The organism is Caulobacter sp. DWR1-3-2b1, assembly GCF_049895765.1.
Lineage (GTDB): Bacteria > Pseudomonadota > Alphaproteobacteria > Caulobacterales > Caulobacteraceae > Caulobacter.
Map to the genome: position 1 here is coordinate 138,346 of NZ_JAFCSZ010000006.1, position 23,835 is coordinate 162,180.

A 23,835-nucleotide genomic window follows, 5' to 3' on the forward strand; every position below is an offset into this window, starting at 1 on the left:
CGCTGAGCCGATCCGGCGCATTAGTGAAGTTATCACTTTACTAATGCGGAGCCAACCTATGGCGGATCCCGCGGTCGTTCACGACACCTTCGTTCTCGAACGCGTCTATCCGGCCAGACCTGAGCGGGTGTTCGCCGCGTTCGCCGACGCCAAGGTCAAAAGGCGGTGGTTCGCTGAAAGCCCCAGCCATGACATCGAAGCTTTCGACATGGACTTCCAGATCGGCGGCGCCGAGATCGCCCGCTATCGCTTCAAGCCGGGCGGTCCTTTCGTAGGCGTCATCCTGTCGAGCGACGGGACCTATCTGGACATCCAGCCGGGGATCCGGGTCGTCATCGCCTCGACCATGAGCCTGGGCGGCCGGCGTATCTCGGCCTCGCTCGTGACCATCACGCTGTCGCCGACGACAGACGGAACTATCCTGACCTGCACGCATCAAGGGGCGTTTTTCGAAGGCGCCGACGGACCGAAAATGCGCGAGGCTGGCTGGCGGCTGCTTCTCGATCAGCTGGCCAAAGTCCTGATGCACCAGATCGAAAATTCTCCGGCAGTGGTTTGATCTGACTGAGGATTCAGGGTGCGGCTTCGCGCTTCATCCGATCCAGGTGCTGCCGAATGTGAGCCGCTTCGGCGGCGGTTCTGGCCAAGGCGATGGCCCGGTCGAAGGCGACCCTGGCCTCATCCGCCTGCCCCATCTCCAGCAAGAAGGCTCCCCGCGCGCCGTGGAAATGGAAGTAGCCGCCGAGCCGCGGTTCCAAGGACTCGATCATCGCCAAGGCCGCCTCAGCCCCCTCAACCTTGGCCACAGCGACCGCGTGGTTCAGCGTCACCACCGGCGAAGGCTGCATACGCTCCAATGTCTCGTAAAGCTGGTCGATCCCGGCCCAGTCGGTGTCTTCCGGTTTTGCCGCGCGGGCGTGCAGGGCCGCAATGGCCGCCTGCACCTGATACGGCCCCGGCCGACGCCGCCACATCGCCTTGTCGATCAAGGCCAAACCCTCATCAATCATCCGCCTGTGCCACAGCCCCCGGTCCTGGTCGTCGAGCAGGATCGCCGCGCCGTGCTGGTCGAACCGCGCCGCCGAGCGGGCGTGCTGCAGCAGCATCAGGGCCGTCAGCCCCATGATCTCCGGCTCGGACGGGAACAGCCGCAGCAGCAGCCGCGCCAGGCGGATGGCTTCGTCGCTCAGCGGCCCCCTCGCCTCCACCGCCGCGCCGCTGGCCGAGTAGCCTTCGTTGAAAACGAGATAGATCATCGCCGCCACCGCCGCGAGGCGCTCGGCGCGCTCGATGGGTCCCGGGGTCTCGAAGGCAGCGTCGCCGCCGGCCACCTTGGCCTTTGCGCGGGTGATCCGCTGCTCCATGGCCGCTTCGCTGACCAGGAAAGCCCTGGCGATCTGTTTGACCGACAAACCCGAAATCACGCGCAAGGCCAGGGAGATCTGCTGGGTGGCCGGCAGGTCGGGATGGCAGCAGATGAACAGAAGCCGCAGGACGTCGTCGCGATAGCGCGAGCCATCCAGGCGCTCGACAAGCGCGGCTTCGGCGTCTTCCAGATTCGAAAGCAACTCCTCCGGCGGCAGCGGCTGCTGGCGGCTGGTCTTGCGGCTGGCGTCGATGGCGGCGTTGCGGCCGACCAGAATCAACCAGGCGGTCGGATCACGCGGCGGGCCGTTTTTCGGCCAGTTTTGCAGAGCCCGCAGGCAGGCGTCCTGGAAGGCCTCCTGCGCCGCGTCCAGATCGCGGAAAAAGCGCGGCAGGGCGGCCGTCGCCTGGGGACGGGCGGCGGCAAGCGTCGCGTCGATCCAGGCGGGGTCAGCCATGACCTTGTCATTCTGCTCCTGCGATCAGGCGCAGACGGTGTATTCGTCGTGATAGCAAAGGATGGCGTAGAGCATGGGCGGATCCTCGTCTTGTCCCCAGGACTAACGAGCATGCCGCGCGCCGACACCGCACGTGTGAAAAATCTCAGGTCGTTGGCCAGCGCGCCTTAAGCCACCGACGGACTGGTATGTCGTAAGCCCTCAGAACGCCCCAGGCCCCGGCGATGATCAGCAACACCGCGATCGCGACGAACAGGGTTGGGTAGCCCTTACCGCCAACAGCGCGGAAGGCGCGTAGCACCAGTTCCCATAGCACCCAGTGCAGGGCGTAAAGCGGATAGGAAACCTCGCCGCTGAACCGGCAAATCGTTCCGACCCGACCTTCGGGATCGCGATGGCCCAGAAGCACGATCAACGGGAACACCATGGCCACGCAGACCAGATCATAGGTGGCGGTGTAGTCCATCGGCGGCACGGCCAGGGCGGCCAGCAGCACCAGGGCCAGCAACCATGCCGGCGCCGCGAGCCGCACATAGGCCTGGACCCGATAACATCCCCAGCCCAGGGCAAACGGGAAGATCGTGCGGATAATCCCGATCCAGTAGGTGGCGCGATCCCAGCCGGTCTGCACCCCGCCCATGCCATAGGCGATGCCGATCAGCACGCCGCCCGAGACGAAGATGACCAGCACCAGCCACAGCGTCGACAGGCGTCTGGCGGGGAACCAGAGGGCGCTGGCCAGCAACTCCAGGAACAACGACCAGGCCGGCGGATTCAAAGGGAAAAGTGGTGAGAAACTGTCCTCGTCATCAACCCAGATCCGAGGCAAGACCAGCAGCCCCATCAGCAGGCACATCAGGATGCTGTCACGGTGCCCGATCATCACCAGCGCGCCCGCGACCATCGACAGTCCGATCAGCGGCCAGACGCGGATCAGGCGCGCGCGCATGAAGCCCAGCCAGCCCATGGTCCGCGCGCCATAGGCGTGGGCCAGGACGAAGCCGCTCAGACAGAAGAAGAAGTCCACGGCCAGATAGCCATGGGCCATCAGCCAAGGGCGATAGGTCCAACCCCCGAGATGGTACAGCAGCACGCCCAGGGCCGCGACGCCGCGCAGCCCGTCCAGGGCCTCATAGCGACGCCCGCCGTCGATCGATTGCCCCAACGCGCTCGCCCCTGACACAGCGCTTAGTGCCGCGCCTGCGCCCGTCCGTCCAGCCTCAGGCCTTTTCGAACAGCATGGCCTTGGTCAGAAAAGCCCGATCCTCACCGACCAGCCGCAGGCCGGCCCCGCTGAACAGGGCCGCCAGATCGGTCTGGGCGTAGGTCGAATAGTAGGGCTCGTGGAAATAGGCTGGAAAGGCGTCCAGCAGACGCGCCAGATTCGGCTCGTCGGTCGGCTGCACCGAGTCGACAAAGACCAGCACGCCGCCTGGCTTGAGAGACCGGGCGATAGAGGCCGCCACCACGGGTCGAACACGCGGCGGCAGTTCGTGGAACAGGTAGACGCAGCTCACCGCATCCAGCGATCCGTCGGCGAACGGCAGGGTCTCGATATTGGCCTGCACCATCCCGACGCCGGAGCGTCGACGCGCCTGGGCCAGATAGGCCGATGACAAGTCGAGCCCCGCCAGAGCGGCGCGAGGAAAGGCGGCCTTCAGATCGCGAAGAAAAGCGCCCGCCCCGCAGGCCGCATCGACGATAAGCAGCTCGCGATGATCTCGGCCCCGCCAGTGTTTTGCCAGCAAAGACAGTCCGCGTCGGCGCATGGCCCCGGCCGTGCCCGCGAACAGGGCCTCAACCTGGGTGTCGTAGCGCCGGGCGCTCTCCGCTGTAAACCAGCCGCCCGACTGATAGTGGAAGTTTTGGCGATAATAGTTTGGATAGGCTTCAGTTTCCGCCTCGGACCTAACCTCTACGCCATCGCCTCGCCGCCGGCGTTGATCCACCGCGCGGGCATCCAACAGGAAATCCAGAGCGCGCAACAAGGCCTTGACCGGCCGGGTCGGCGCGTCCTCGACGGCGGGATAGAGACCGTCGGCAACGTCGCGGGCGTCCTTTTCGAACGCCTCCAGGTAAACGCGGCGCAGGCGCTCCTTCGAGACCTGCGCTCCCTCGGGCTGGAAGCTTCGCGCAGCTTCGCCCTGGGTGGGCCGGGTGATAGCGCGCGCCAGCCCGCCGGCAGCGCTCCACCAGACGGCCTTGGCCGCCGCCTTGGCGCGCTGCCCGACCGCGTCTAGCGCGAAGGCTCTGCGCTCACGTCGCCCGATCGCCTGATCGTCCATGCCTGCCTCATCGCGAGAAGATCCCGACAAGTTCAATATGGGGCGACCAGACGAACTGGTCCACTGGCAGCACCTTTTCCAGTTTGAAGCCGGCATCGACCAGCATCCGGGCGTCCCGGGCGAAGGTGGCCGGGTTGCACGAGACGCTAACCACCCTGGCGACCTTGGAATTGGCGATCTCGACGGTCTGCTCGAACGCCCCGGCGCGCGGCGGATCGATGACCACCACGTCGGTCTTGGTCAGTTCCATGGTCAGCACCGGCCGGCGAACCAGATCACGCGCCTCGGCGGTGATCGGCTTGAGACCCGGAGCCCCGCCGATGGCGGCCTTCAAGGCGCTGATGGCCGGCGCTGAGGCGTCGGCCGCATGGACTGCCGCGACTTCGGCCAGACGGAAGGTGAAGGTGCCTGCTCCGCAATAGAGGTCGGCGATCTTGCTCGCGCCCTGGGCCGCCTCGACGGCGAAGGCGACCATAGCCTTCTCGGCTTGGGGCACGGCCTGCAGGAAGGAGCCCGGCGACAGGGCGACCAAGGCGGGACCCAGCTTCACCAGCGGCTGGCGATCCATGTAGACCACTTCACCCGCCAGGGTGACGCGTGCGAAGTCGCCTTCGCTGGCCGCCATGGCCGCGACCATCCGGGCGTCGGCCGAGAGGCCTCCGCTCTTGGCTTCGACGCCGGTGATGTCGATGTCGAGGCCCGTCGCCGTCAGGGTGACGTGCAAGGTCGGCGCCGACTTGGGGTGTTCCAGGAACGGCTGGGCCAGGCGCGCCAAGGCCGGGAAGGCGGCGACCAGACGCGGGTCGGAAACCGGGCATTCCTCGATCTTCACCAGGTTCCAGGAGCGGCGCTCCTTGAAGCCCAGGCGCACCCCGCCCTTGCCGCCGCGGGCGTGCAGGGCGACGCGGCGACGCGAGGCCGGCGGGGCGGCGAAGGCCGGCAGGATCTCGGTCTCAATGCCTTCGTGCGAGAGCTGGACGCGGATCAGCTCGGCCTTCCAGTCCAGATAGGGCTGCTGCGCCCAGTGCTGGCTGGTGCAGCCACCACAGTCGCCAAAATGCTTGCACGGCGGCGTGACGCGATCCGGGCTGGCGTCGAGGATTTCAAGCAGCTCGCCGCGCGAACCGTCCATCTTCACCGTGGCCCGCTCGCCCGGCAGGGTCAGAGGGACAAACACCGGGCCGTCTCGGACGATGCCGTCGCCCTGAGCGCCGACCGCGTCGATGATCACTTCACGCATTCCGTATCCAATCTCGCGGCGGAACCTTCGAAAGGTCACGCCAATTCAAGCCCATGAGCCGTACTGGCGGCGGGCGCGGGGGTCTGATGACCCCGTCGCGGGTGTCCATACCCTTAAAAGGGTCATTTGGCATGAAGGAAGATGAACGCTCCGCTCAAGGTCCGTTCATCTTCGCGCCAACAGGATGCCAATGTCGGGTGGTCGGGTGCACTTTCGGCTGACCTAAAAATGACATCAGTAGGCTTGAGATCATCGCCATGACCAACAGGACGCCGACCATGAAGATCGCTCTGTGCGCCGCCGTCGCGGCTGTTGCCGCCGGCGCTTTCGCCCCTACTTTCGCCAGCGCCCAGGCCTATGGCCAGCCCAGCTATCGCAGCGGCGCCTATGACAACAACGGCTACTACTACGATCCCTGCCGCCGCAGCACGACGCAGCGCGGCACGGGTGGCGGTCTCGCTGGCGCCGGTCTTGGCGCGGCTATCGGCGGCAGCGTCTCGGGCAATGGCGCCAAGACCGAAGGCGCCGTCTTGGGCGGTCTTCTGGGCGCAGTGATCGGTAGCAACATCGGCAAGAACTCGGCGGCCTGCACTCCGACCCACCGCTCGCCTCCGCCTCCGCCGACCGCCTATAACAGCTACGACGACCGCTATGACGCCCGGCCCTATGACGATCGCCGCTACGAAGACGCGCGCCGCGACGCCGACCGCGACGCCTATCGTCGGGACTCCTATCGTCGGGACTCCTATTCGTACCGCGTCGATCAGCGCTCGGCCGACGTCAATGGCTGCACCCTGGCCGAAAGCCCGATCTACCTGCCAGACGGCCGCGTTCAGAAGCGCTTCGTGCGGGTCTGCCCCGACGCCCAAGGCCGTTTCCAGGTCGTGGACTAAGCGCCCAGCTTGTACTGAATAGCTCGCAGATCAGACGGCCGCTCGCCTCGTGTGAGCGGCCGTTTTCTATCTGCGGCGAGCCCAGACCAGGCTCTCGACCTGGCCGTCGCCGCCGGTGATCGGGCTTTCGTCCTCGCCCATCACGGTCCAGCCCGCTTCCTCCAGGAAATCAACGATCTCGCGGCGCACCCGCGCGATGGTTTGCGGATCCTTGACCAGCCCGTTCTTGCCCACATGGCCCTTCCCCGCCTCGAACTGCGGCTTCACCAGCGTGACAAGATCGGCGCCCGACGACGCCAGCGCCAGCGCGGCCGGCAAGGCCTTGGTCATCGAGATGAAGCTGACATCGCTGACGATCAGTTCCGGGTCTTCCTCGATCCAGCTGGTGTCCAGAATTCGGGCATCGGTGCCAGACAGATCAACAACCCGCTCATCCTCGACCAAACTGTGGTGCAGCTGCTCGCGCCCGACATCGACCGCATAAACCTTGGCCGCCCCGCGCGACAGCAGCACCTCGGTAAAGCCGCCGGTAGAGGCGCCGACATCGATGGCGACCTTACCCTCGACGGCGATGGGCCACAGGTCCAGGGCGTGGACCAGCTTCAAGGCGCCGCGCCCGACCCACGGATGGGCCAGGGAAGAACGAATCGAGACGTGCTCCTCGACCATCTCGGATGGCTTGAGCACCAACACGCCATCGGCGCGCACCAGCCCGGCTTCTATGGCCTCGCGGGCCTTGGCGCGGCTGTCGAACAGGCCGCGCTCCATCATCAGAACATCTACACGTCTACGGGTCATGGGCGGGGTCTAGCACGGACTTGCGGTGACGGTCGCTTCAGGTTCAACTGAACGCTGTTCACCGGCGCGCCAAGACGCCGGTCGCTCGGGAGGGATTCTCATGCACTTCAGTCGCCGCGGCCTGCTGGCCGCCTCGGCCGCGATCGCCGCCGCCCCGTCCGTCGAAGCCAAGCCAAGGGCCGCCAGCCTACCGGCCTGGACGCCCGACGCCACCGAGATCGCTGGCCGCATCCGCCGCAAAGAGGTCAGTGTCGTCGAAGTGGTCGAGGAGGCGATCCGCAAGGCCGAAGCCCTGCAGCCCAAGATCGGCGCCCTGGTGACCTCCGATTTCGACCGGGCCATGGACAAGGCCAAGGGCGGCCAGCTTTCCGGCCCGTTCGCCGGCGTTCCATTCCTGATCAAGGACCTGGACCCCTATACCGGCCTGCCCACGCGCTACGGCTCGCGCAGCTCGATGGGCGCTCGCCCCGAAAAGGCCCAGACCGCCTTTGTCGACGCCTATGATCGGGCCGGCCTGGTGGTAATCGGCAAGTCGACGACACCGGAATACGGCTTCCTGCCGACAACCGAGCCCATGGGCTTCCTGCCCACCCGCAATCCCTGGAGCCTGAAGCACTCGCCGGGCGGCTCATCGGGCGGCGCCGCAGCCGCGACGGCGGCTGGCATCGTGCCCTTTGCCCACGCCAGCGACGGGGGCGGCTCGATCCGCATTCCAGCGGCCAATTGCGGCCTGTTTGGCCTGAAGCCTTCGCGCGGCCGGATGATCGAGGGTCGGCCTCACAGCCGGGGCATCGACCTTTCCGTGGCCCATGTGGTCAGCCACAGCGTCCGCGACTCGGCAGCCATGTTCGCCGCCAGCGAACGCACGGCGACGGGCTCGCCCTTCAAGGCCATCGGCGTGGTCACCAAGCCGCTGAAGAAGCGTCTGAAGGTCGGGTTGATCCTGGAAACCGGCACGGGCCGCAAGCCCGACGCAGAGGTGATCGCCGCCGTCGAGGGCGCAGCCAAGCTGATGGCCAGCCTGGGTCACCGCGTTGAACCCACCTCCTGGCCGATGGACGGCGCCCAGTTTGGACGCGACTTCACCGCCCTGTGGTCCACCGGCGCTGCCGAACTGGTCGCCGGCGTCAGCAAGGCGCTGGGCCGCAAGGCCGACGCCAGTGTGTTGGAGCCCTTTAGCCTGGGCATGGCGGAACTGGTCGCCAGCCTGAAGCCGGGCGACATCGAGGCCGCTGTCGGCCGTCTGCAGGCCGCGTCGAAGGCCTATGATGACTGGCTGACCCGGTACGACGTCATCCTGTCGCCGGTGCTGGGCAGCCCGCCGGTCGAGCTGGGCTTCGTCAGCGGCGATGTGCCGTTCCAGACCCTGCAGGCGCGGCTGATGGACTATGTCGGCTACACGCCGGTGCAAAACGTCGCCGGCGCGCCGGCCATGAGCATGCCGCTGCACTGGACCGCTGACGGCCTGCCGGTCGGCGTCCACTTCGCCGGGCGCGCGGGTTCGGAGAAGATGCTGTTCCAATTGGCCTATCAGCTGGAAGCCGCTCAGCCCTGGGCGCACCGCAAGCCGCCGACCTCGCTCTAGCGACAGCCGCCGGGTCCTTGATCGCGGATGTCCGAGAGGATGTCCGCGATCAACTCGAAGTCCATTGCCTCTGGCTTACGCCAGCGAATGCAGCCCTTGCCGTAGTCGACGCCCTTCAGGCGGTCGGCGAAGGCTTCAACAGCCGCTTGGCCGGCATAGAACGAGATGTGCTGCTTTTGGCTATTGAACGCGATCCAGGGCAGCTTGGGATCGCCATAGGCCGGCATGCCGAACGCCATCAGTTCATGCTCGCCCCCGAAGGCTTCGAGACAAAGCGCCCGAAGGCGGTCCAGCGCCGGCCTGCGGTCGGGCGAGACCTCCGACATGTAGTCATCGACGTTCGCCGCCTTCGACTGGACCATCTCCGCCTCCGTAAGGACCCTACCCCTCGACGAACACCTTCTTGAGTTCGTTCTTCATGATCTTGCCATTGGCGTTGCGCGGCAAGGTCTCGTGCCAGAACACCACCTTGACCGGCACCTTGTAGGCCGCAAGGCGGTCGGCGACGAAGGCCCGCAGTTCGGCCTCGGTGGCTTCCGCGCCGGGCTTGAGGGTCACGACGGCCGCAGGCTCCTCGCCCAGCGTCTTGTGATCAATGCCGACCAGGGCCGCGTCCATCACCGCCGGATGGTCGTAGAGAAGGTTCTCGACCTCGATGCAGTAGATGTTCTCTCCACCCCGGATCAGCATGTCCTTGGCGCGGTCGATGATGAAGCAGAAACCCTCGGCGTCGAGACGCGCCAGGTCCCCGGTCTTCACCCAGCCATCGATGAAGGTCTGGGCCGTCGCTTCAGGCTTGTTCCAATAGCCGCGCACGACCTGCGGGCCGCGGCACCACAGCTCGCCGACCTCACCGATGGGCAGTTCGCGATGCGGCTCTTCGACGGTCATGATCTTCAGGTCGGTGACCGGAACAGCGGGGCCGCAGCTGTCGGGGCGGTTCTCGTAGTCTTCCGCCGAGTTACTGGTGGCAGTCGCCGAGGTCTCGGTCATGCCCCAGCCGTTGCCGGGCGAGGCTTTGGGCCAGATTTCCTTGATCTTGCGGACCAGCTCGGGAGCCGACGGCGCGCCGCCATAGGCCACGGCCTCGATGGAGGACAGGTCGTACTTCTCGCGGTTGGGATGCTCGATGATCTGCCATGCGATGGTTGGAACGCCGCCCATTTGGGTCAGGCGCTCGTCCTGAATCAGCTGCATGGCTTTGTCGGGATCCCACTTGCGGATCATGGCCAGCTTTGCGCCGCCGAACAGCGACGGGTTCAGGACCGCGAAACAGCCGGTGGCGTGGAAGAACGGCACCGAGATGAGCGAGCCGCGCTGCGGGCCGTTGGGATCGGGCTCCGGCGGCGCTTCGCCCCGACGCAGGAAGCTGCGCGCGCCGGCGGCGGCGGCGGCGAAGATGTTGCTGTTGATGTTGCGATGGGTGCCGATGGCGCCCTTGGGCTTACCGGTGGTGCCCGAGGTGTAGAAGATCGTCGCGTCGTCATCAGCCGTCAGCGGCGTGGTCGGCAGAGGCTGTTCGTCCAGCTTGGCCCAATCGTTGGGACAGCTGATCACCGTCTCCAGGCGCGTAACATAGGGGTGGGCGATCTCTTCCTTGGCGCGGCTGACATAGACGCGCTCGAGCTCGGGGCAGTTGTGCAGGTGCTCGGCCAGGCGCTCGTAGCGCTCGACATCGACCACCAGCGTCTTGGCACCGGAATCCAGCAGGCCGTATTCCAGCTCGCCGGCCGTCCACCAGGCGTTCAGAGGCGTCACGATCGCGCCGATCACCATGCCTGCATAGAAGGCTACCGGCCATTCAGGCAGGTTGCGCATGACGATGGCGACACGGTCGCCCTTCTGCACACCCTTGGCCGCCAGCTCGGCCGCGAACACCGTGACGGCGCGGTAGAAGGCCTCGAAGCTGACCCGCTCGTCCTCGTGAACCAGGAATATCCGCTCGCCATGGGCGCGGCCCAGAACCAGCGTGTCGCGCAAGGTCGGCGGGACGTTTTTCCAGGTCCGGGTCTTCACGCCGCGGATCTCAACCTCTTCCATCTCGCCAGCCGTGCCCGGCTGGGTGATCATGGCATAGGCTTGCTGAACCGACATGGCGGGCCAAGGAATCGACGCGGGGGTGGCCTGGGTCATGTTTACTCTCCCGGTATGGTCGCGCCTTGTAATCGAGCGCGTTCAATAGGGAGAAAGCACAGCCGCGAGCCCGATGCAAACGTCTGTTTGATCCTAAGGGAACATCGATAACCTAGGGTTCAGGTAAGCGGCATGCCGTAACGTCAAAGCGCCAAGGAAAAGGGCGGCACGCCTTAGCGACACCGCCCTCAAACGTCGAACAGAACCAGCGCGCCCTACCCGACCGACGCTAGTCGGACGAGCGCCGCCTCCAGCTTGGCCTTGGCCGCTTCGGCCTCGGCGAGGCGTTCGCGATTTTCCTCGACGACCTCCTCCTTGGCGCGAGCCAGGAAGTCGGGATTGTTCAACTTCTTGGCGGTCTTCTCGATCTCGCCGACATGGCCGGCGATTTCCCTGGTCAGACGCGCCTTCTCGGCCGCCAGGTCGATGAACTCGGCGATGGCGAGAGCGCCGGTCGCCTCGCCCAGCACGAAGGGCACGGCGCCAGTCGGAGGCGCGTCGGCTTCACGGGCACTGTCCAGACGAGCCAGTGTCAGCAGCAGGTCGCGGTGACGGGCCAGGCGCGCCCTGGTCTCGGCGCTGGCGCCGATCAGGGTCAGAGGCGGCTTGGCGCCCGGGGGCACATTCATCTCGGCGCGCACCGAGCGAATCTCGCTGACGGTGTCCACCAGCCAGCCGATCTCGGCCTCGGCGGCGGCGTCGATCCAGCTTTCCGGCAGCTCCGGCCACTTGGCCGAAATCAGCAGGCCATCGCGCTTGGGGCCAAACTCGGCGGTCTTGTCCCACAGCTCCTCGGTGATGAACGGCATCACCGGGTGCAGAAGCTTGAGGATCACGTCCAGCGCCCAAGCCGCGGTGGCGCGGGTCTCGGCCTTGGCGGCGGCGTCGTCGCCGTTCAGAACCGGCTTGGCCAGCTCCAGATACCAGTCGCAGAAAACGTTCCAGATGAACTTGTAGAGCGCGCCGGCGGCCGCATCGAACGACGGCGCTTCAAGGGCGCGGGTCACTTCGGCGACGGTCTTGACGGTCTCGCCACGGATCCACTTGTTGATCGGCTGCTGGACGGTCGCGGGATCGAAGCCCTCGACGCGGACGCACTCGTTCATCTGGGCGAAGCGCGAGGCGTTCCACAGCTTGGTGCCAAAGTTGCGATAACCTTCAATGCGTTGCTTCGATAGTTTAATGTCGCGCGCCTGACCCGACATCGCCGTCATGGTGAAGCGCACGGCGTCGCAGCCCAGTTCGTCGATCAGGACCAAGGGGTCCATCACATTGCCCTTGGACTTGCTCATCTTGGCGCCCTTCTCGTCACGGACGAGGGCGTTGATGAACACCTGCTTGAACGGAACTTCGCCCATGAAGTGGATGCCCATCATCATCATCCGGGCGACCCAGAAGAAGATGATGTCAAAGCCGGTGACCAGGGTGCTGGTCGGGTAAAAGCGGGCGACGTCCGTGGTCTTCTCCGGCCAGCCCAGGGTCGAGAACGGCCATAAGGCGGAGCTGAACCAGGTGTCGAGAACGTCTTCGTCGCGGAAAAGACCGATCTCGTTGGCGGCCGAATAGCTCGCGTCGCTCAGGGATACCTGAGCGGATGCAAGAACCTTGATCCGCTTATTGAAGCCGAGCTTCGAGTAGTGAGCTTGCGCTTCGGCAAGCGCCTCCTCTTCGGTCTCAGCGACGAAGATCTCGAACTGGCCCTCAACGTACTGAGGTTCACCGTCGGCTGACAGTTTGGGACCGAACCACGCCGGAATGCGGTGGCCCCACCAGAGCTGGCGCGACACGCACCAGGGCTCGATGTTGCGCAGCCACTCGAAGTAGGTCTTTTCCCAGTGCTTTGGCTCGAAGACGGTGTCGCCATTCTCGACGGCCTTCAGGGCCGGTTGCGCCAAGGTCTTGGCGTCGACGTACCACTGGTCGGTCAGATAGGGCTCGATGACCACGCCGGAGCGGTCGCCGTGCGGGACCATGTGCCTGGTCTTCTCGATCTCGCGCAGCCAGCCGTCCTCCTCGGCCTTGGCGATGATCGCCTTGCGGGCCACGAAACGGTCAAGACCTTGATACTCAGCGGGCACGGTGTCGTTCAGGCGCGCATCGGGCGTCAGAATGTTGATGGCTTCCAAGCCATGGCGTTTGCCGACGCCGAAGTCGTTGAAGTCATGGGCCGGGGTGATCTTTACCGCGCCGGAGCCCTTGGTCGGGTCGGCATAGTCGTCGGCGACGATCGGGATACGGCGGCCGACGATCGGCAGCACGACGTGCTTGCCGACCAGGTCCTTGTAGCGCTCATCGCTCGGGTGAACGGCGACGGCGGTGTCGCCCAGCATCGTCTCGGGGCGTGTGGTGGCCACGACGATGAAGTCGCGGGTCTCGAACTCGGTGGCCTTGCCGTCCTCGTCGAAGGCGACCGGGTACTGGAAGGTCACGCCGTCGGCCAACGGATAGGCGAAGTGCCAATAGTGGCCGTCGACCTCCTTCTGCTCGACCTCAAGGTCGGAGATGGCGGTTTGGAACTGCGGGTCCCAGTTGACCAGCCGCTTGTCGCGGTAGAGCAGGTTTTGCTTGTACAGCTGGACGAACACCTTGCGGACGGCGGCCGACAGGCCCTCGTCCAGGGTGAAGCGCTCGCGCGACCAGTCGCAGCTGGCGCCCAGGCGGCGCAGCTGGTTGATGATCGTGCCGCCGCTCTCGGCCTTCCATTCCCAGATCTTCTCGACGAAGGCTTCGCGGCCCATGTCGCGGCGACCGGCATTGCCGGCGGCGGCCAGCTGGCGCTCGACCACCATCTGGGTGGCGATGCCCGCGTGGTCGGTGCCCGGCAGCCACAGGGCCGCCTTGCCGCGCATGCGGTGGAAGCGGGTCAGCACGTCCTGCAGCGTGTTGTTCAGCGCATGGCCGATGTGCAGCGAGCCCGTTACGTTCGGCGGCGGGATGACGATCACGAACGGCTCGGCGTTCGGATCCTCGCTCGGCTTGAAGGCCCCGGAGGCCTCCCAGGCGGCGTACAGGCGGGGTTCGGCGGCTTTGGGATCGAAGGTCTTGTCTAGCATGGCGGTGCGGGTATGCCATCTGCGGCCGCCGCGCGAAACCGGGTGGCCTGGATTCAGGAAGGATTTGAACGGAAAAAGGCGGTCGCCGGAGCGACCGCCTCTTCAGGTTTCGAGGTCCGCGCTGCAGCCGAAGCTGTCGCGAGACCCGATTTTATACGCGACCGCGCGCGATGCGGTGGACTTCTTCTTCCACCTTGGTCTCGACGATGCGCGGCAGGTTTTGGTCCAGCCACTCCTTGAGCAGCGGGCGCAGCAACTCATGGACCACATCTTCCAGCGTCCGGCCGTCCTTGGGCATCAGCAGGGCCGAGCTCAGGCTGCCAAAGGCGCTGGCGGCGAGGTTGGAGGCGTGATCGCCGACCAGGGTCTCGGCCACATCGTCGCGATTGAACGACGGAGCCGGCGGCGTATAGGCAGGTTCCGGCGCGGGCGAGGGCGGCGAATAGACGTCGAGATCACCGAGGCTCTCGACCGGCCCAGGTTCCGGCTTGTAACCGGGTTCCGGTTCGATCGGATCGGTCAGCTCAAGCACGTCGTCTTCGGCCGGAGCCTGATACTCAGGTTCGGGCTCAGGCGCGGGCGCCGCTGCGGCCTCGGGCTCCGCCGGAGCGTCATCTTCGGAGATGATGCGCCGGATGGAGGCGAGGATCTCCTCCATCGTCGGTTCTTGAGAGCTCTGGTCGGACATGTGCGGGGGCCGTCGGAAAGAGGTACGAATCCTTGCGCACCCCAAGGGGCGCTTACCCCCGATGGTGCAGACTTGCGCGGCTTAAGCAAGCGCAAGGATCGCAGGTGGGCGAAATCGACGCGGTGAGGTCTACTTCGAGGAAGGCTTGGTTGACGGTGCGCCGACCTTGTCGATGACCTGCACCACCGGCTCCCACGGCACCCATCCCAGGGCGTGATTGACGCGATTGTACGAGGTCTTCGGGTCGTAGACGGCGACGTCCGGGGCCAGAGAGGCAATGTTCAGAGCGCCCATGGCCTGAAGCACGCTGGCGCTGGCGACATATTCGTCGCGACGGGCCGAGACCAGGGCCAGCTCGGCCGAGCGCAATTCCTGCTGGGCGTTCAGTACGTCCAGGGTGGTGCGCAGACCGACCTGCTGCTCTTGACGCACGCCTTCGAAGGCAATGCGCGCGGCGCGGACCTGTTCTTCGTTCGAGACCAGGTTGGAACGCGAGGCCAGCAAGCTGCTCCACGCATTGGAAACCGATTGCAGAGCGGCGCGCTTGGCGCCTTCCACGGCGATGCGCGCGGCGTTCTCGCGCTCGGCGGCGGCGCGAACCTGGGACGAAATCAGACCGCCGGTAAACAGAGGGATCGAGGCGGTTACAGCCCCCGACAGTTGCCGGTCATAGTCGGAGAACTGATCGCCACGACCGTTGACCTCGTTGGCGTCGTAGCCCAGTTGCGCCCGAGCCGACACGGTGGGCCGACGCGAAGCGCGGGCCGAGGCCACACGCGCCGCCGCGGCGCGTTCATTGAAGCGCGCGGCCGCGACTTGCGGATTGTTGTTCTCGGCGGCGTCGAAGGCTTGCTCGACCGTCGGCGGAAGCAAGGCTGCAAGCGAGGGCTCGGCAACCAGATCGGTCGGGTTCTGGCCGACGATGGCGGCATAGCCCGCGCGGCTGATCGACAGCTGGGCCTGGGCCGAGCTGAGGGCGGCCTGAGCCGCCGCGCGGCGAGCCTGCGACTGAGCAACGTCGGTGCGCGTGATCTCGCCCACTTCGAAACGGGCGTTGGATTCGTCGAGCTGGCGGCCCAGAACCGAAACGTTCTCCTGCGAGATGCGTAGGCGCTCCTCGTCGCGCCGAACATCGACATAGGCCTGGATCACATTGATCAGGACGTTCTGTTCGACATTGCGCAGGCTTTCGCGGGCTGACAGCACGTCGGCTTCGGCGGCTGTCAGGTTGGCGCTGGCCTTGCCGCCCGTATAGAGCGGCTGACTGATGGACAGGACCGCGCCGCTGCCCGAGGTCTCGATGCTCGCACCGCCGTTCGGATCGCTACGGGCCTCGGTGACGTCGGCTGAAAGGCTGGCCGTCGGCCGGAAGGCCGTCTTGGCCTGAACCACGCTTTCGTCGGTGGCGCGCTGCGTCGCGCGCTGCTGCTGCAACGTGGGATTGGTCTGATACGCCAGGGCGATAGCGTCGGTCAGCGTCTCGGCCTGGGCGGCGGACACGAAGCCGGCCATCAGGCCCAAGCTGCAAGCGGCGGCCAACAATCCGGCCCGACGGCTATTCGACATCAAGTTCTATCCCCAAGACACACGACGCTCGCGCCCGCACTTAACATATGAGCGCGTGTAGGGCTGACCGCCACCGGCCGCCAGTTAAGCTTTTTTCACCCACACGTTGCGCGCATGTTTCTACAACACAAAAGACCCTGCCCGGTTCGGACTAGAATGCGAAGCCCGGCTCGGCGGAGAAGCCCGCCAGAACCGGCGGCGTGGAGTCGAACACGGTCCGGCGCCCGATACCGTCTTCGGCATGAACATAGATGGTCGCCTGTCCGACAGGGCCGCCGCGCTCCACGACACCAAGCCGACCGCCGACCGCCAGGGCCTGGGTCCAAGCGGCGGGAGCCACGCCGACCGCGCCTTCGCAGATGATGATGTCGTAGCCGGCGCCGGCGGGGCTCTTCAGGTCGTCGCCATCGAGGCGGGTGACCGAAAGGCCCATGGTTTCAAGAACAACGGCAGCATAGGGCGCGGCGATGGCCAAGGCCTTCTCGCCCGCGCGAGGCTTCAGGTATTGCAGCAACTTGCCCACATCGCGCGGGCGCAGCAGCCAGCGGCCTGGCGCATATTCGACCTCGGCGTCGGCATAGGCCAGATAGGCCTTGCTCGCCGGGACCACGGCCTCGCGGGCCACCACGCGCAGCGCGTCCTGCAAAGGCAGGTCGGTGACGTCGGCGGTGCGGATCTGGCTTTCCACCATGTTCAGCCGCGCGGCGGCGAAATCGGTGCTCATGGAATCCCTCGGTCGGACTAGGCGTTCGAGCAGGCTTATAGGTCCGCCCCTCCCCCCAAGGCAATGCGAACAGGTTGCGAAGGGGAGGAAGGACCGGTTGCGACCTTATGGCGCCGCCTGAAATTAAGACCCGATTAACTATAAACGCGCAGTTTTCGAGTGTCTTCTTTGAAGGCGCCCACCATCACTGACTTTCACAGCCCGGTCACAAGCCGGGCTGTTTTTTTGTTCGAAGGCGCTTGCGCCGAGTCAACGAGGCGGCTATCACCCGGCCTCTTCCTGAGGCGACCTGTTCCGCGGTAGCTCAGTGGTAGAGCAGCCGGCTGTTAACCGGCTGGTCGTAGGTTCGAATCCTACCCGCGGAGCCACCTCTGGCTTGAGCAGCGACCTTCGCTTCGGCGGAGGTCGCGCTTTCCCCTTCCAAACACTCCTGAGCCTTGTTCCGCGCCGCCAGCGGCTGCTTCGTCTCGCCACTTCCCCGATTTGGGGACGTCGACTGCGCCCCAAAGGGCCGCAGGGTTCCATGGCCAAGCCAACAACGCTACGCGACGCTTCTCCGACGCCGCCGTCGGCGCTATGGCTTGACCATGATCACTGCCGACGACCACTGGCCCGCGACCCTGCAACGCGTTATCGCCACACTTGAGTTCAAGGTCGAGGATCCCCAGGCCATTGTCCCCGTGATGGAGATCGAGTCGCGTCAGGACATCCACTCCCTGCCGGCTCTGATCCAGACCGCCGTCAAGGCGACCATGGAGCTGGATCACTGGATCGCGGTGGAACGCATGGAGATCCCGGTCGATCGGGAGGCTGTCCTGGCCCGCAAGCAGCTGGCGCGGGCGCTGGCGATTCAGCCGCCAGGCAGCGCTCAATCACCCTTCACGACCGGATATGAGGCCGCCTATCGCCTGCGCCTGGAACAGCTGGTCTGGGCGGCCATAGCCGATCACCCTCGGCGGCGACTCGAGGAGCTGGCTTCGGCCCGCGCCTGATCGGGACTACCAGGCGCCGGTATTGGGCATCGACGCCCACGGCTCGGCGGGGGGCAGGCTGCCGTGCTGTAGCAGCTCTACCGAGATATTGTCAGGCGATCTCACGAACGCCATGTGCCCGTCGCGCGGCGGGCGGTTGATGGTTACGCCCATATCCATCAGGCGCTGGCAGGTCTCGTAGATGTCGTCGACCCGATAGGCCAGATGGCCGAAATTGCGGCCGCCGTCATAGTCCTCGGGGTCCCAATTGTAAGTCAGCTCGACCAGCGGCGCCTTGCGCTCCACGGCCAGTTCCACGTCTTCCGGCGCGGCCAGGAACACCAGGGTGAAGCGGCCCTTGTCGTTTTCCATCCGGTACATTTCGGTCAGGCCCAAGCCCTCGCAATAGAACCGCAGCGAGGCGTCCAGATCGCGGACGCGGACCATGGTGTGCAGATAGCGCAAGGCGAAACTCCGAAACTGTGTGCGACGGATATAGACCTTCGGCGCGGTTACGCGAAGGCCAGTCAGGTGGCCGGCTTTTCCCGCGTCTGGCGCCGCCACAGAGCCGCATACTCGCCGCCGGCCTCCAGCAGGGCGGCATGGGCGCCGCGCTCGACGATCCTGCCCCTGCGCAGGACCACGATCTCGTCCGCGTCGGCGATGGTCGAGAGCCGGTGAGCCACCACCAGCGTGGTGCGCCCTGCCCTGGCCTTGCGCAGGGTCTCCTGGATCGCCGCTTCGGTGCGGCTATCCAGAGCGCTGGTCGCCTCGTCAAGAATCAGAACGCGGGGCTGGGCCAGCAAGGCCCGGGCGATGCCAACCCGCTGGCGCTCGCCGCCAGACAGCTTCAGCCCCCGTTCGCCGACCTTGGTGGCCATGCCTTCGGGCAGGTTGCGGATGAACTCGCCCAGTTCGGCGGCCTCGGCAGCCGCCCAGATCTCGGCCTCCGTGGCCTCGGGCCTGGCGAAACCGATGTTGCTGAGCACGGTCTCGTTGAACAGGGCTACATCCTGCGGGACCAGAGCGATCGCGCCGCGCAGAGAGGCCTGACGCAGGTCGCGCAGGTCGCAGCCGTCGAGGGTGATCTTCCCAGCCTGCGGGTCGATCATTCGCAGCGCCAGGCGCACCAGGGTGGTCTTGCCCGCGCCCGAAGGTCCGACGATGGCCACCGTGGTCCCGGGCGGGATCGAGAAGCTGACGTCCTTTAGCCCTTCCGAGCGCGCGCCATGGCGGAACGACACGGCCTCGAACACCACAGCCCCGCCGCGCTGGTCGGCGCAGGGCGGCAGGTCGATGGCGTCTGGCGCATCGGCCACGTCGGCGCTTTGACGACGCAGGTCGAGCATGGCTTCCATGTCGATGAACGACTGGCGAATCTCGCGATAGGCAAAGCCAAGGATATTCAGCGGCGCATAGAGATTTATCAGGATCAGCACGGCGGCCGTGACGTCACCCGGCCCCATGCGTCCCGCGGAGGCTTCCATGCCCGCCAGCACGGCCATCGCGCCCAAGCCCAGGCTCATGACCGCCGCCTGGACGATGTTGAGTACAGTCAGGGAGTTGGTCGACTTGACCTGGGCGTCGCCATAGACGTCGAGCGCGCTCTTGTAGCCCCCGACCGCGCGGTCCTCTCCGCCGAAGGATTTGACGGTCTCGTAGTTGATCAGCGAATCCACCGCCCGGCCTGCGGCCTCGGCGTCGGCCTCGTTCAGCGCCCGGCGATGGCCGATGCGCCAGTCGGAAATGGCGAAGGTAATGTAACCGTAAACACCGACGGTGAGCAGGGCGATGGCGGCGAACCGCCAGTCATAGGCCTTGGCTAGCACGACGGCCGCCATCAGCAGCTCGATCGCGGTCGGACCCAGGTTGAAGACCAGGCTGCGCAGCAGGAAGTCCATTGACCGCGCGCCGCGATCAATGACGCGCGATAGAGATCCTGTGCGCTTGGACTGATGGAAGTCTATCGACAGCGAAAGGGCATGGGCGAAGGTCTCGACCGCCGCCCGGTTCTGGGCCGCCTGGGCCACGGGCGTGAAGACTGCGTCCCGCGCCTGGGGCGCCGCCGCCGAAATAAAACGCACCAAGGCCCAAGCCGTCGCCAGGCCGGCGAAGGTCCAACTGACAACGACCGCCGCGCTCTGCCCCGCCGCCAACCGGTTGACGGCCGCGCCCAGCAGCAAGGGAGCCAGAACGCCGAGAGCCTTGCCGATAAGGGTGAAGGCCAGAGCCAGGGTGATGCGCCAGCGCAGGCCCGGCGCGTTCGAGCGCAGGACCAATCGGAAAAGATCGCCCATCGCACTCCAGAAGCGCACACGGACGACTGGCGGCGCCACTGCGCCTGCAACCGCCTCACGCGCTGACGGCGCCGTGCCGAAACCCCTCACCGTGCAGGGGCCTGGATAATCAGCGTTGTCTGTACGCCGCCGCCCGGTGTCATCCAGTCAACGCGCCAGCCGACATCAACGCGCTGGGCGCGAACCGGCCCGTCGACCAGCGGTGCGGCGGGCGAAACCACGACCGTGATCCTTTGCTCGCCGCCCTCGCCGCTGACCTGAATGTCGCGGGCTCCCGCCCCGAGTGGTTCGCTCAGGGACAGCGAGAAGCGCCCATCATCGCCGGCCTGACCGACAGCGCGCGGGGTGCGATCAACACGGACGCCTAGCCCCGCGCCCGGCGTAGCCATGCCCGAGATCACCGCGCCGCCCCCCCGGTCGACGTCGACCGCAAGGATATTTGGGGATGCCGATCCCGGCGCCAGGCGCCGGGCGCCCGCGCCGGCCCGCAGCAGCGCCACGTCGCCATCGGGCGTGACCATCACATAGCCCTGGCCCTGAACTGTGCGGCCACCGCGCGTCATCGAAAGGCCGTACAGGCGAACGCCGTCGCTTGCCGGCACGGTCAGGCTCCAGCGTCCGCCGGCGTCGATCTGGCCGACGACGGTTTCACCGGTCGGGGCGCCCAGCCGCACGCTGGCTTCCGGCGCGCCAGCGCCTTTCAGCACCAGACCCGTCGGCTCACGCTCTGCCTGCAAGATATGCGGCGGCGCGATATAGCCGGCCTCGGAGGCGTCGGTCTGAGTCGAGGGCGGCGCGCTCTTGGGTCGCCACTCGTCCTGCCCGGATCCGTCGCAGGCGCCGAGCGCGAGGCTGATCCCGGCCAGGATCCCGATAACTGCGCCTCGGACGAGCCGTGACTTGAAACGGGCGGTGCAAATCCTGATCATGCGTCGCTCTTGTCGGCGCGACGAACCGCGCCGACGTTTACATAGGTGGCGCGCCGGCCTGGCGCGCCCTTTCTTTTGTTGGAGTGGACGACGATGCCCGATGAGTCTAGGCGCCTGGACTCGGTCTGCGTCTATTGCGGTTCCTCCAATGACGCCGATCCCGCCTTTATCGCGGCCGCCAGCCAGATCGGCGCGAGCTTCGCCAAGGCGGGCCTGAAGCTGATCTATGGCGGCGGGGGCGTTGGCCTGATGGGCGCGACGGCGCGCGGCGCCCACGCCGCCGGCGGACGCGTGCTTGGGATCATCCCCAAGTTCCTGACCGGCCGCGAGCAGCCGTTCGACGATGTCGAGACCGTCGTGGTCGACAACATGCACGAGCGGAAAATGCTGATGTTCGAACAGGCCGACGCCTTTGTCGTGCTGCCGGGCGGCATCGGGACCTTGGAGGAGATCATCGAGCTCCTCTCCTGGCGGCGGCTGGACCTGCACCAGAAGCCCATCGTGTTCCACAATCCGCGCGGTTTCTGGGACCCGCTGTTTGTCCTGCTGCAGCACACCATCGACGAGAGGCTGACCCCACCCTCGCTGGTCGATTGCTGGCGATCGGTTGCGGATGCCGACGATATCACCCCGGCGCTCTTGTCATGGGGCGCGGAAACCTATCAAAGCGGCGCTCCAACAAGTGTTCGGCAGTTGACATAGTTTCCAAAAGAAACGCACTATCCGCCAGCGTCGGACTCCCACCGGCGCGGGGATAGGAAAACACACAATGCGTACCCTTCTTATGGGCCTGACGGCCTGCGCCCTGCTGTCTGCACCGGCCTTCGCCGCCGACACAGAGAGCGCCTGGTTGACCCTGAAGTCGCCGGGCACGGCAGACCACCTGATCCAGGACGGCGCCCTGTGGCGCTGCAAGACCGACGTATGCAAGGCGCCCAAGGTGAAGTCGCTGCCCAGCCTGCGCGCTTGTCGCAAGCTGGTGGGCCAACTGGGCGCCGTCACGGCGTTCAACTATCGCGGCGAAGCCCTTGACGAAGCCGCCATCGCCGAATGCAACACGGCCGCCAAGCCCTGATGCGCAAAGGGGCGATCCGCGCGTGCGGATCGCCCCTTCTATGCTGGGCTTGAGCCTATTTGCTCTTGGTGGGCTTGGGCGGCTTGGGCGCCGGAGTGGATCTTCCGCCGACGAGCATCCCGCCCAGCAGGGCGAATGACATCATGGCGTGGTTCATCTTAGATACGTTCATGGCGGCGTCTCCCAGACAGGCCGTTGGACCAGGAGACGCGCGCGGCTTACAGGGGCGGTCCCCTCCTAGTCGTCAGCGCGTCGAAGGAAAGCATGCGCCGAACTACGTGGTTCGCAAGTTATTTAATCCGTAAACGGACTATATCAGCGCACGGAACATGCCGTTTTTTGATGCCGCTCGGGTAGCGCTATTTATTCAGTACACGGTAGTTATTAGATCACCGAAACGCATAAACCCTGTGCGGCCCGGCTTCCCAGGCGCGCGGATCGAAGCGGCGACCTTTGAGCGCCATGCGAGCGGTCTGGAAGGACGAAACTGCGACGGAGCTAAAGAAAAAACCGCCCGCGTCGGCATGACGCAGGCGGTTTTCAATGTTTTCGTCGATGCTCCGTGGGCGTCGCCGCCTCGTCGCTAGGCTGCTGCGTCGAACGACACGGATTCGTATCGCTTCAGGTGATGATCGACAGAGCCGTACAGGCCCTCAATGATCGAGGCGCGCTTGAAATAGTGGCCTATGGCCAGCTCGTCGGTCATGCCCATGCCGCCATGGATCTGGATGGCGTTCTGGCCCACGAACTTGCAGGCCCGGCCGATCTGAACCTTCATCGCCGAGACGGCCTTGGCGCGGGTGGCGTCGTCCTCGTCGATCTTGATGGTGGCCATATAGGTCATCGAGACGGCCTGCTCGACATTGATGAACATGTCGACCATCCGGTGCTGAAGCACCTGGAAGTTGGCGATGGCGGTGCCGAACTGCTTGCGCTGCTTGGCGTAGTCGAGCGTGCCTCCATGCAGCTTGCGCAGCACGCCGACAGCTTCCGCGCCGACGGCGGCGGTGGCCTCGTCGATCACCTTGTCGATCAGCGGCAGGCCCTCGCCCTCGGCGCCGATCAGGGCGTCGGCGGGGATGGAGACGTTCTCGAAGAAGACTTCCGAAGCACGGCCGCCATCCACGGTGGGATAGTCGCGGGTGACGATGCCCGGCAGGCTCTTGTCGATCAGGAACACCGACACGCCGCCAGCGTCGCGCTGGGCGCCGCCGGTTCGGGCCGTAACGATCAGGTGCGAAGCGAACGGCGCGCCGACCACGACGGCCTTGTGGCCGTTCAGGACATAGCCCGAGCCGTCCTTCTTGGCGGTCGTCTTAAGGTCACGCCAGGTGTAGCGGCCCTGGGGTTCGGCATAGGCGAAGGCGATGGTGGTCGCGCCGCCGATGATGCCTTCGATGACCGAGGCCGCGCCCGCATAGCCCGAGTGCTTCATGAAGCCGCCGCCGACCACGACCGTGCCCAGATAGGGCTCGATGACCAGGGCTTTGCCGAACTCTTCCATGATGATCATGTTGTCGATGGCTCCGCCGCCCAGGCCGCCCAGCTCTTCGCTGAACGAGGCTCCCAGGACGCCAAGCTCCTCGGCGAAGGCCTTCCAGTGATCGGCGCGCCAGCCGCTCTCGGAGGCCACGATCTTCCGGCGGGTCTCGAAGTCGTACTTGTCCTGCAGGAAGCTCGCGACCGTGTCGCGGACCATCGACTGCTCTTCGGTGAAGTTGAAATCCATCCCAGGGTTTCCCGTCTTTTTGTTCGACCGCTCGGCGCGGTCCTTG

22 protein-coding genes and 1 tRNA gene are annotated in these 23,835 nt (G+C 65.9%); 7 read left to right on the forward strand and 16 right to left on the reverse strand.

Translation table 11 applies throughout. The annotated features are described in order from the left end of the window. Positions 1–58 precede the first annotated feature (58 nt). A complete protein-coding gene (locus tag ACP69S_RS08390; RefSeq protein ID WP_425996170.1) occupies positions 59–559 on the forward strand; it encodes an SRPBCC family protein in 501 nt (166 codons plus the stop codon). A 13-nt stretch (positions 560–572) separates the two neighbouring features. Here the strand turns inward: ACP69S_RS08390 and ACP69S_RS08395 are convergent, their stop codons facing one another. The 4 genes from ACP69S_RS08395 to ACP69S_RS08410 form a co-directional block, all read right to left on the reverse strand. Continuing rightward, positions 573–1,823 (reverse strand): RNA polymerase sigma factor, encoded by a 1,251-nt coding sequence (locus ACP69S_RS08395; RefSeq protein ID WP_425996171.1) that lies wholly within the window; start codon positions 1,821–1,823, stop codon positions 573–575. 145 nt (positions 1,824–1,968) lie between these two features. Continuing rightward, the gene (locus tag ACP69S_RS08400) at positions 1,969–2,988 is read right to left on the reverse strand and encodes an acyltransferase family protein (RefSeq protein ID WP_425996173.1); all 1,020 of its coding nucleotides are present in this window, start codon (positions 2,986–2,988) and stop codon (positions 1,969–1,971) included. A 55-nt stretch (positions 2,989–3,043) separates the two neighbouring features. Further along, positions 3,044–4,108 carry a class I SAM-dependent methyltransferase gene (locus tag ACP69S_RS08405; protein ID WP_425996175.1) on the reverse strand — a complete coding sequence of 355 codons (1,065 nt, stop codon included), beginning with the start codon at positions 4,106–4,108 and terminating at the stop codon, positions 3,044–3,046. Between the two features lie 7 nt (positions 4,109–4,115). Beyond that, positions 4,116–5,348, reverse strand: coding sequence for a class I SAM-dependent RNA methyltransferase (locus ACP69S_RS08410; protein WP_425996177.1), 1,233 nt, complete (start codon positions 5,346–5,348; stop codon positions 4,116–4,118). A gap of 257 nt (positions 5,349–5,605) precedes the next feature. On the opposite strand from ACP69S_RS08410, the gene ACP69S_RS08415 reads away from it, so the two are divergent. Then, positions 5,606–6,241 carry a glycine zipper 2TM domain-containing protein gene (locus ACP69S_RS08415; protein ID WP_425996179.1) on the forward strand — a complete coding sequence of 212 codons (636 nt, stop codon included), beginning with the start codon at positions 5,606–5,608 and terminating at the stop codon, positions 6,239–6,241. A gap of 66 nt (positions 6,242–6,307) precedes the next feature. Here ACP69S_RS08415 and ACP69S_RS08420 read toward each other — a convergent pair whose 3' ends face one another. After that, entirely contained in the window at positions 6,308–7,039 is a 732-nt protein-coding gene (locus tag ACP69S_RS08420; protein ID WP_425996181.1) for a TlyA family RNA methyltransferase, read from the reverse strand. Positions 7,040–7,139: 100 nt separating this feature from the next. On the opposite strand from ACP69S_RS08420, the gene ACP69S_RS08425 reads away from it, so the two are divergent. After that, positions 7,140–8,624, forward strand: a complete 1,485-nt coding sequence (locus ACP69S_RS08425) for an amidase (RefSeq protein ID WP_425996183.1) — start codon at positions 7,140–7,142, stop codon at positions 8,622–8,624. Here ACP69S_RS08425 and ACP69S_RS08430 read toward each other — a convergent pair. From ACP69S_RS08430 to ACP69S_RS08455, 6 genes are all read right to left on the reverse strand, one after another. Further along, on the reverse strand, positions 8,621–8,986 hold the full coding sequence (locus tag ACP69S_RS08430) for an iron chaperone (RefSeq protein ID WP_425996185.1): 366 nt from the start codon (positions 8,984–8,986) through the stop codon (positions 8,621–8,623). The genes ACP69S_RS08425 and ACP69S_RS08430 overlap by 4 nt on opposite strands. 19 nt (positions 8,987–9,005) lie before the next feature. Next, entirely contained in the window at positions 9,006–10,757 is a 1,752-nt protein-coding gene (locus tag ACP69S_RS08435; protein ID WP_425996187.1) for a class I adenylate-forming enzyme family protein, read from the reverse strand. Positions 10,758–10,972: 215 nt separating this feature from the next. After that, positions 10,973–13,810: a valine--tRNA ligase gene (locus tag ACP69S_RS08440; RefSeq protein ID WP_425996189.1), complete on the reverse strand. Its 2,838-nt coding sequence runs from the start codon at positions 13,808–13,810 to the stop codon at positions 10,973–10,975. Between the two features lie 151 nt (positions 13,811–13,961). After that, the gene (locus ACP69S_RS08445) at positions 13,962–14,498 is read right to left on the reverse strand and encodes a PopZ family protein (RefSeq protein ID WP_425996191.1); all 537 of its coding nucleotides are present in this window, start codon (positions 14,496–14,498) and stop codon (positions 13,962–13,964) included. Between the two features lie 129 nt (positions 14,499–14,627). Next, positions 14,628–16,064: a TolC family outer membrane protein gene (locus ACP69S_RS08450; RefSeq protein WP_425996193.1), complete on the reverse strand. Its 1,437-nt coding sequence runs from the start codon at positions 16,062–16,064 to the stop codon at positions 14,628–14,630. A 151-nt stretch (positions 16,065–16,215) separates the two neighbouring features. Further along, a complete protein-coding gene (locus ACP69S_RS08455) occupies positions 16,216–16,788 on the reverse strand; it encodes a protein-L-isoaspartate O-methyltransferase family protein (RefSeq protein WP_425996195.1) in 573 nt (190 codons plus the stop codon). 293 nt (positions 16,789–17,081) lie between these two features. Here ACP69S_RS08455 and ACP69S_RS08460 point away from each other — a divergent pair. Together ACP69S_RS08460 and ACP69S_RS08465 are read left to right on the forward strand one after the other, a co-directional pair. Then, positions 17,082–17,156 (forward strand) — tRNA-Asn (locus tag ACP69S_RS08460). A 213-nt stretch (positions 17,157–17,369) separates the two neighbouring features. Next, positions 17,370–17,780 carry a hypothetical protein gene (locus tag ACP69S_RS08465; RefSeq protein ID WP_425996197.1) on the forward strand — a complete coding sequence of 137 codons (411 nt, stop codon included), beginning with the start codon at positions 17,370–17,372 and terminating at the stop codon, positions 17,778–17,780. 6 nt (positions 17,781–17,786) lie between these two features. On the opposite strand, the gene ACP69S_RS08470 is transcribed toward ACP69S_RS08465, so the two are convergent. From ACP69S_RS08470 to ACP69S_RS08480, 3 genes are all read right to left on the reverse strand, one after another. Next, positions 17,787–18,224, reverse strand: a complete 438-nt coding sequence (locus tag ACP69S_RS08470; protein ID WP_425996199.1) for a VOC family protein — start codon at positions 18,222–18,224, stop codon at positions 17,787–17,789. A gap of 62 nt (positions 18,225–18,286) precedes the next feature. Further along, complete coding sequence (locus ACP69S_RS08475; protein WP_425996200.1) at positions 18,287–20,146, reverse strand: ABCB family ABC transporter ATP-binding protein/permease; 1,860 nt, start codon at positions 20,144–20,146, stop codon at positions 18,287–18,289. Further along, positions 20,143–20,985 carry a hypothetical protein gene (locus ACP69S_RS08480; RefSeq protein WP_425996202.1) on the reverse strand — a complete coding sequence of 281 codons (843 nt, stop codon included), beginning with the start codon at positions 20,983–20,985 and terminating at the stop codon, positions 20,143–20,145. The genes ACP69S_RS08475 and ACP69S_RS08480 overlap by 4 nt, the downstream gene beginning before the upstream one ends. 93 nt (positions 20,986–21,078) lie before the next feature. Between ACP69S_RS08480 and ACP69S_RS08485 the strand changes: the two genes are divergently transcribed. Beyond that, complete coding sequence (locus ACP69S_RS08485; protein ID WP_425996204.1) at positions 21,079–21,687, forward strand: TIGR00730 family Rossman fold protein; 609 nt, start codon at positions 21,079–21,081, stop codon at positions 21,685–21,687. A 67-nt stretch (positions 21,688–21,754) separates the two neighbouring features. After that, the gene (locus tag ACP69S_RS08490; protein WP_425996206.1) at positions 21,755–22,060 is read left to right on the forward strand and encodes a CC_3452 family protein; all 306 of its coding nucleotides are present in this window, start codon (positions 21,755–21,757) and stop codon (positions 22,058–22,060) included. 55 nt (positions 22,061–22,115) lie between these two features. Here ACP69S_RS08490 and ACP69S_RS08495 read toward each other — a convergent pair whose 3' ends face one another. Together ACP69S_RS08495 and ACP69S_RS08500 are read right to left on the reverse strand one after the other, a co-directional pair. Further along, on the reverse strand, positions 22,116–22,247 hold the full coding sequence (locus tag ACP69S_RS08495; protein WP_425996307.1) for a hypothetical protein: 132 nt from the start codon (positions 22,245–22,247) through the stop codon (positions 22,116–22,118). Positions 22,248–22,643: 396 nt separating this feature from the next. After that, the gene (locus tag ACP69S_RS08500; protein WP_425996208.1) at positions 22,644–23,789 is read right to left on the reverse strand and encodes an acyl-CoA dehydrogenase family protein; all 1,146 of its coding nucleotides are present in this window, start codon (positions 23,787–23,789) and stop codon (positions 22,644–22,646) included. Positions 23,790–23,835 lie beyond the last annotated feature (46 nt).

Coding starts and splice junctions, on each gene's coding strand:
- ACP69S_RS08390 (WP_425996170.1), top strand. CDS start 59: ATGGCGGATCCCGCGGTCGTTCACGACACCTTCGTTCTCGAACGCGTC.
- ACP69S_RS08395 (WP_425996171.1), bottom strand. CDS start 1,823: ATGGCTGACCCCGCCTGGATCGACGCGACGCTTGCCGCCGCCCGTCCC.
- ACP69S_RS08405 (WP_425996175.1), bottom strand. CDS start 4,108: ATGGACGATCAGGCGATCGGGCGACGTGAGCGCAGAGCCTTCGCGCTA.
- ACP69S_RS08410 (WP_425996177.1), bottom strand. CDS start 5,348: ATGCGTGAAGTGATCATCGACGCGGTCGGCGCTCAGGGCGACGGCATC.
- ACP69S_RS08415 (WP_425996179.1), top strand. CDS start 5,606: ATGACCAACAGGACGCCGACCATGAAGATCGCTCTGTGCGCCGCCGTC.
- ACP69S_RS08420 (WP_425996181.1), bottom strand. CDS start 7,039: ATGACCCGTAGACGTGTAGATGTTCTGATGATGGAGCGCGGCCTGTTC.
- ACP69S_RS08425 (WP_425996183.1), top strand. CDS start 7,140: ATGCACTTCAGTCGCCGCGGCCTGCTGGCCGCCTCGGCCGCGATCGCC.
- ACP69S_RS08430 (WP_425996185.1), bottom strand. CDS start 8,986: ATGGTCCAGTCGAAGGCGGCGAACGTCGATGACTACATGTCGGAGGTC.
- ACP69S_RS08435 (WP_425996187.1), bottom strand. CDS start 10,757: ATGACCCAGGCCACCCCCGCGTCGATTCCTTGGCCCGCCATGTCGGTT.
- ACP69S_RS08440 (WP_425996189.1), bottom strand. CDS start 13,810: ATGCTAGACAAGACCTTCGATCCCAAAGCCGCCGAACCCCGCCTGTAC.
- ACP69S_RS08445 (WP_425996191.1), bottom strand. CDS start 14,498: ATGTCCGACCAGAGCTCTCAAGAACCGACGATGGAGGAGATCCTCGCC.
- ACP69S_RS08450 (WP_425996193.1), bottom strand. CDS start 16,064: ATGTCGAATAGCCGTCGGGCCGGATTGTTGGCCGCCGCTTGCAGCTTG.
- ACP69S_RS08455 (WP_425996195.1), bottom strand. CDS start 16,788: ATGAGCACCGATTTCGCCGCCGCGCGGCTGAACATGGTGGAAAGCCAG.
- ACP69S_RS08480 (WP_425996202.1), bottom strand. CDS start 20,985: ATGATCAGGATTTGCACCGCCCGTTTCAAGTCACGGCTCGTCCGAGGC.
- ACP69S_RS08485 (WP_425996204.1), top strand. CDS start 21,079: ATGCCCGATGAGTCTAGGCGCCTGGACTCGGTCTGCGTCTATTGCGGT.
- ACP69S_RS08490 (WP_425996206.1), top strand. CDS start 21,755: ATGCGTACCCTTCTTATGGGCCTGACGGCCTGCGCCCTGCTGTCTGCA.
- ACP69S_RS08500 (WP_425996208.1), bottom strand. CDS start 23,789: ATGGATTTCAACTTCACCGAAGAGCAGTCGATGGTCCGCGACACGGTC.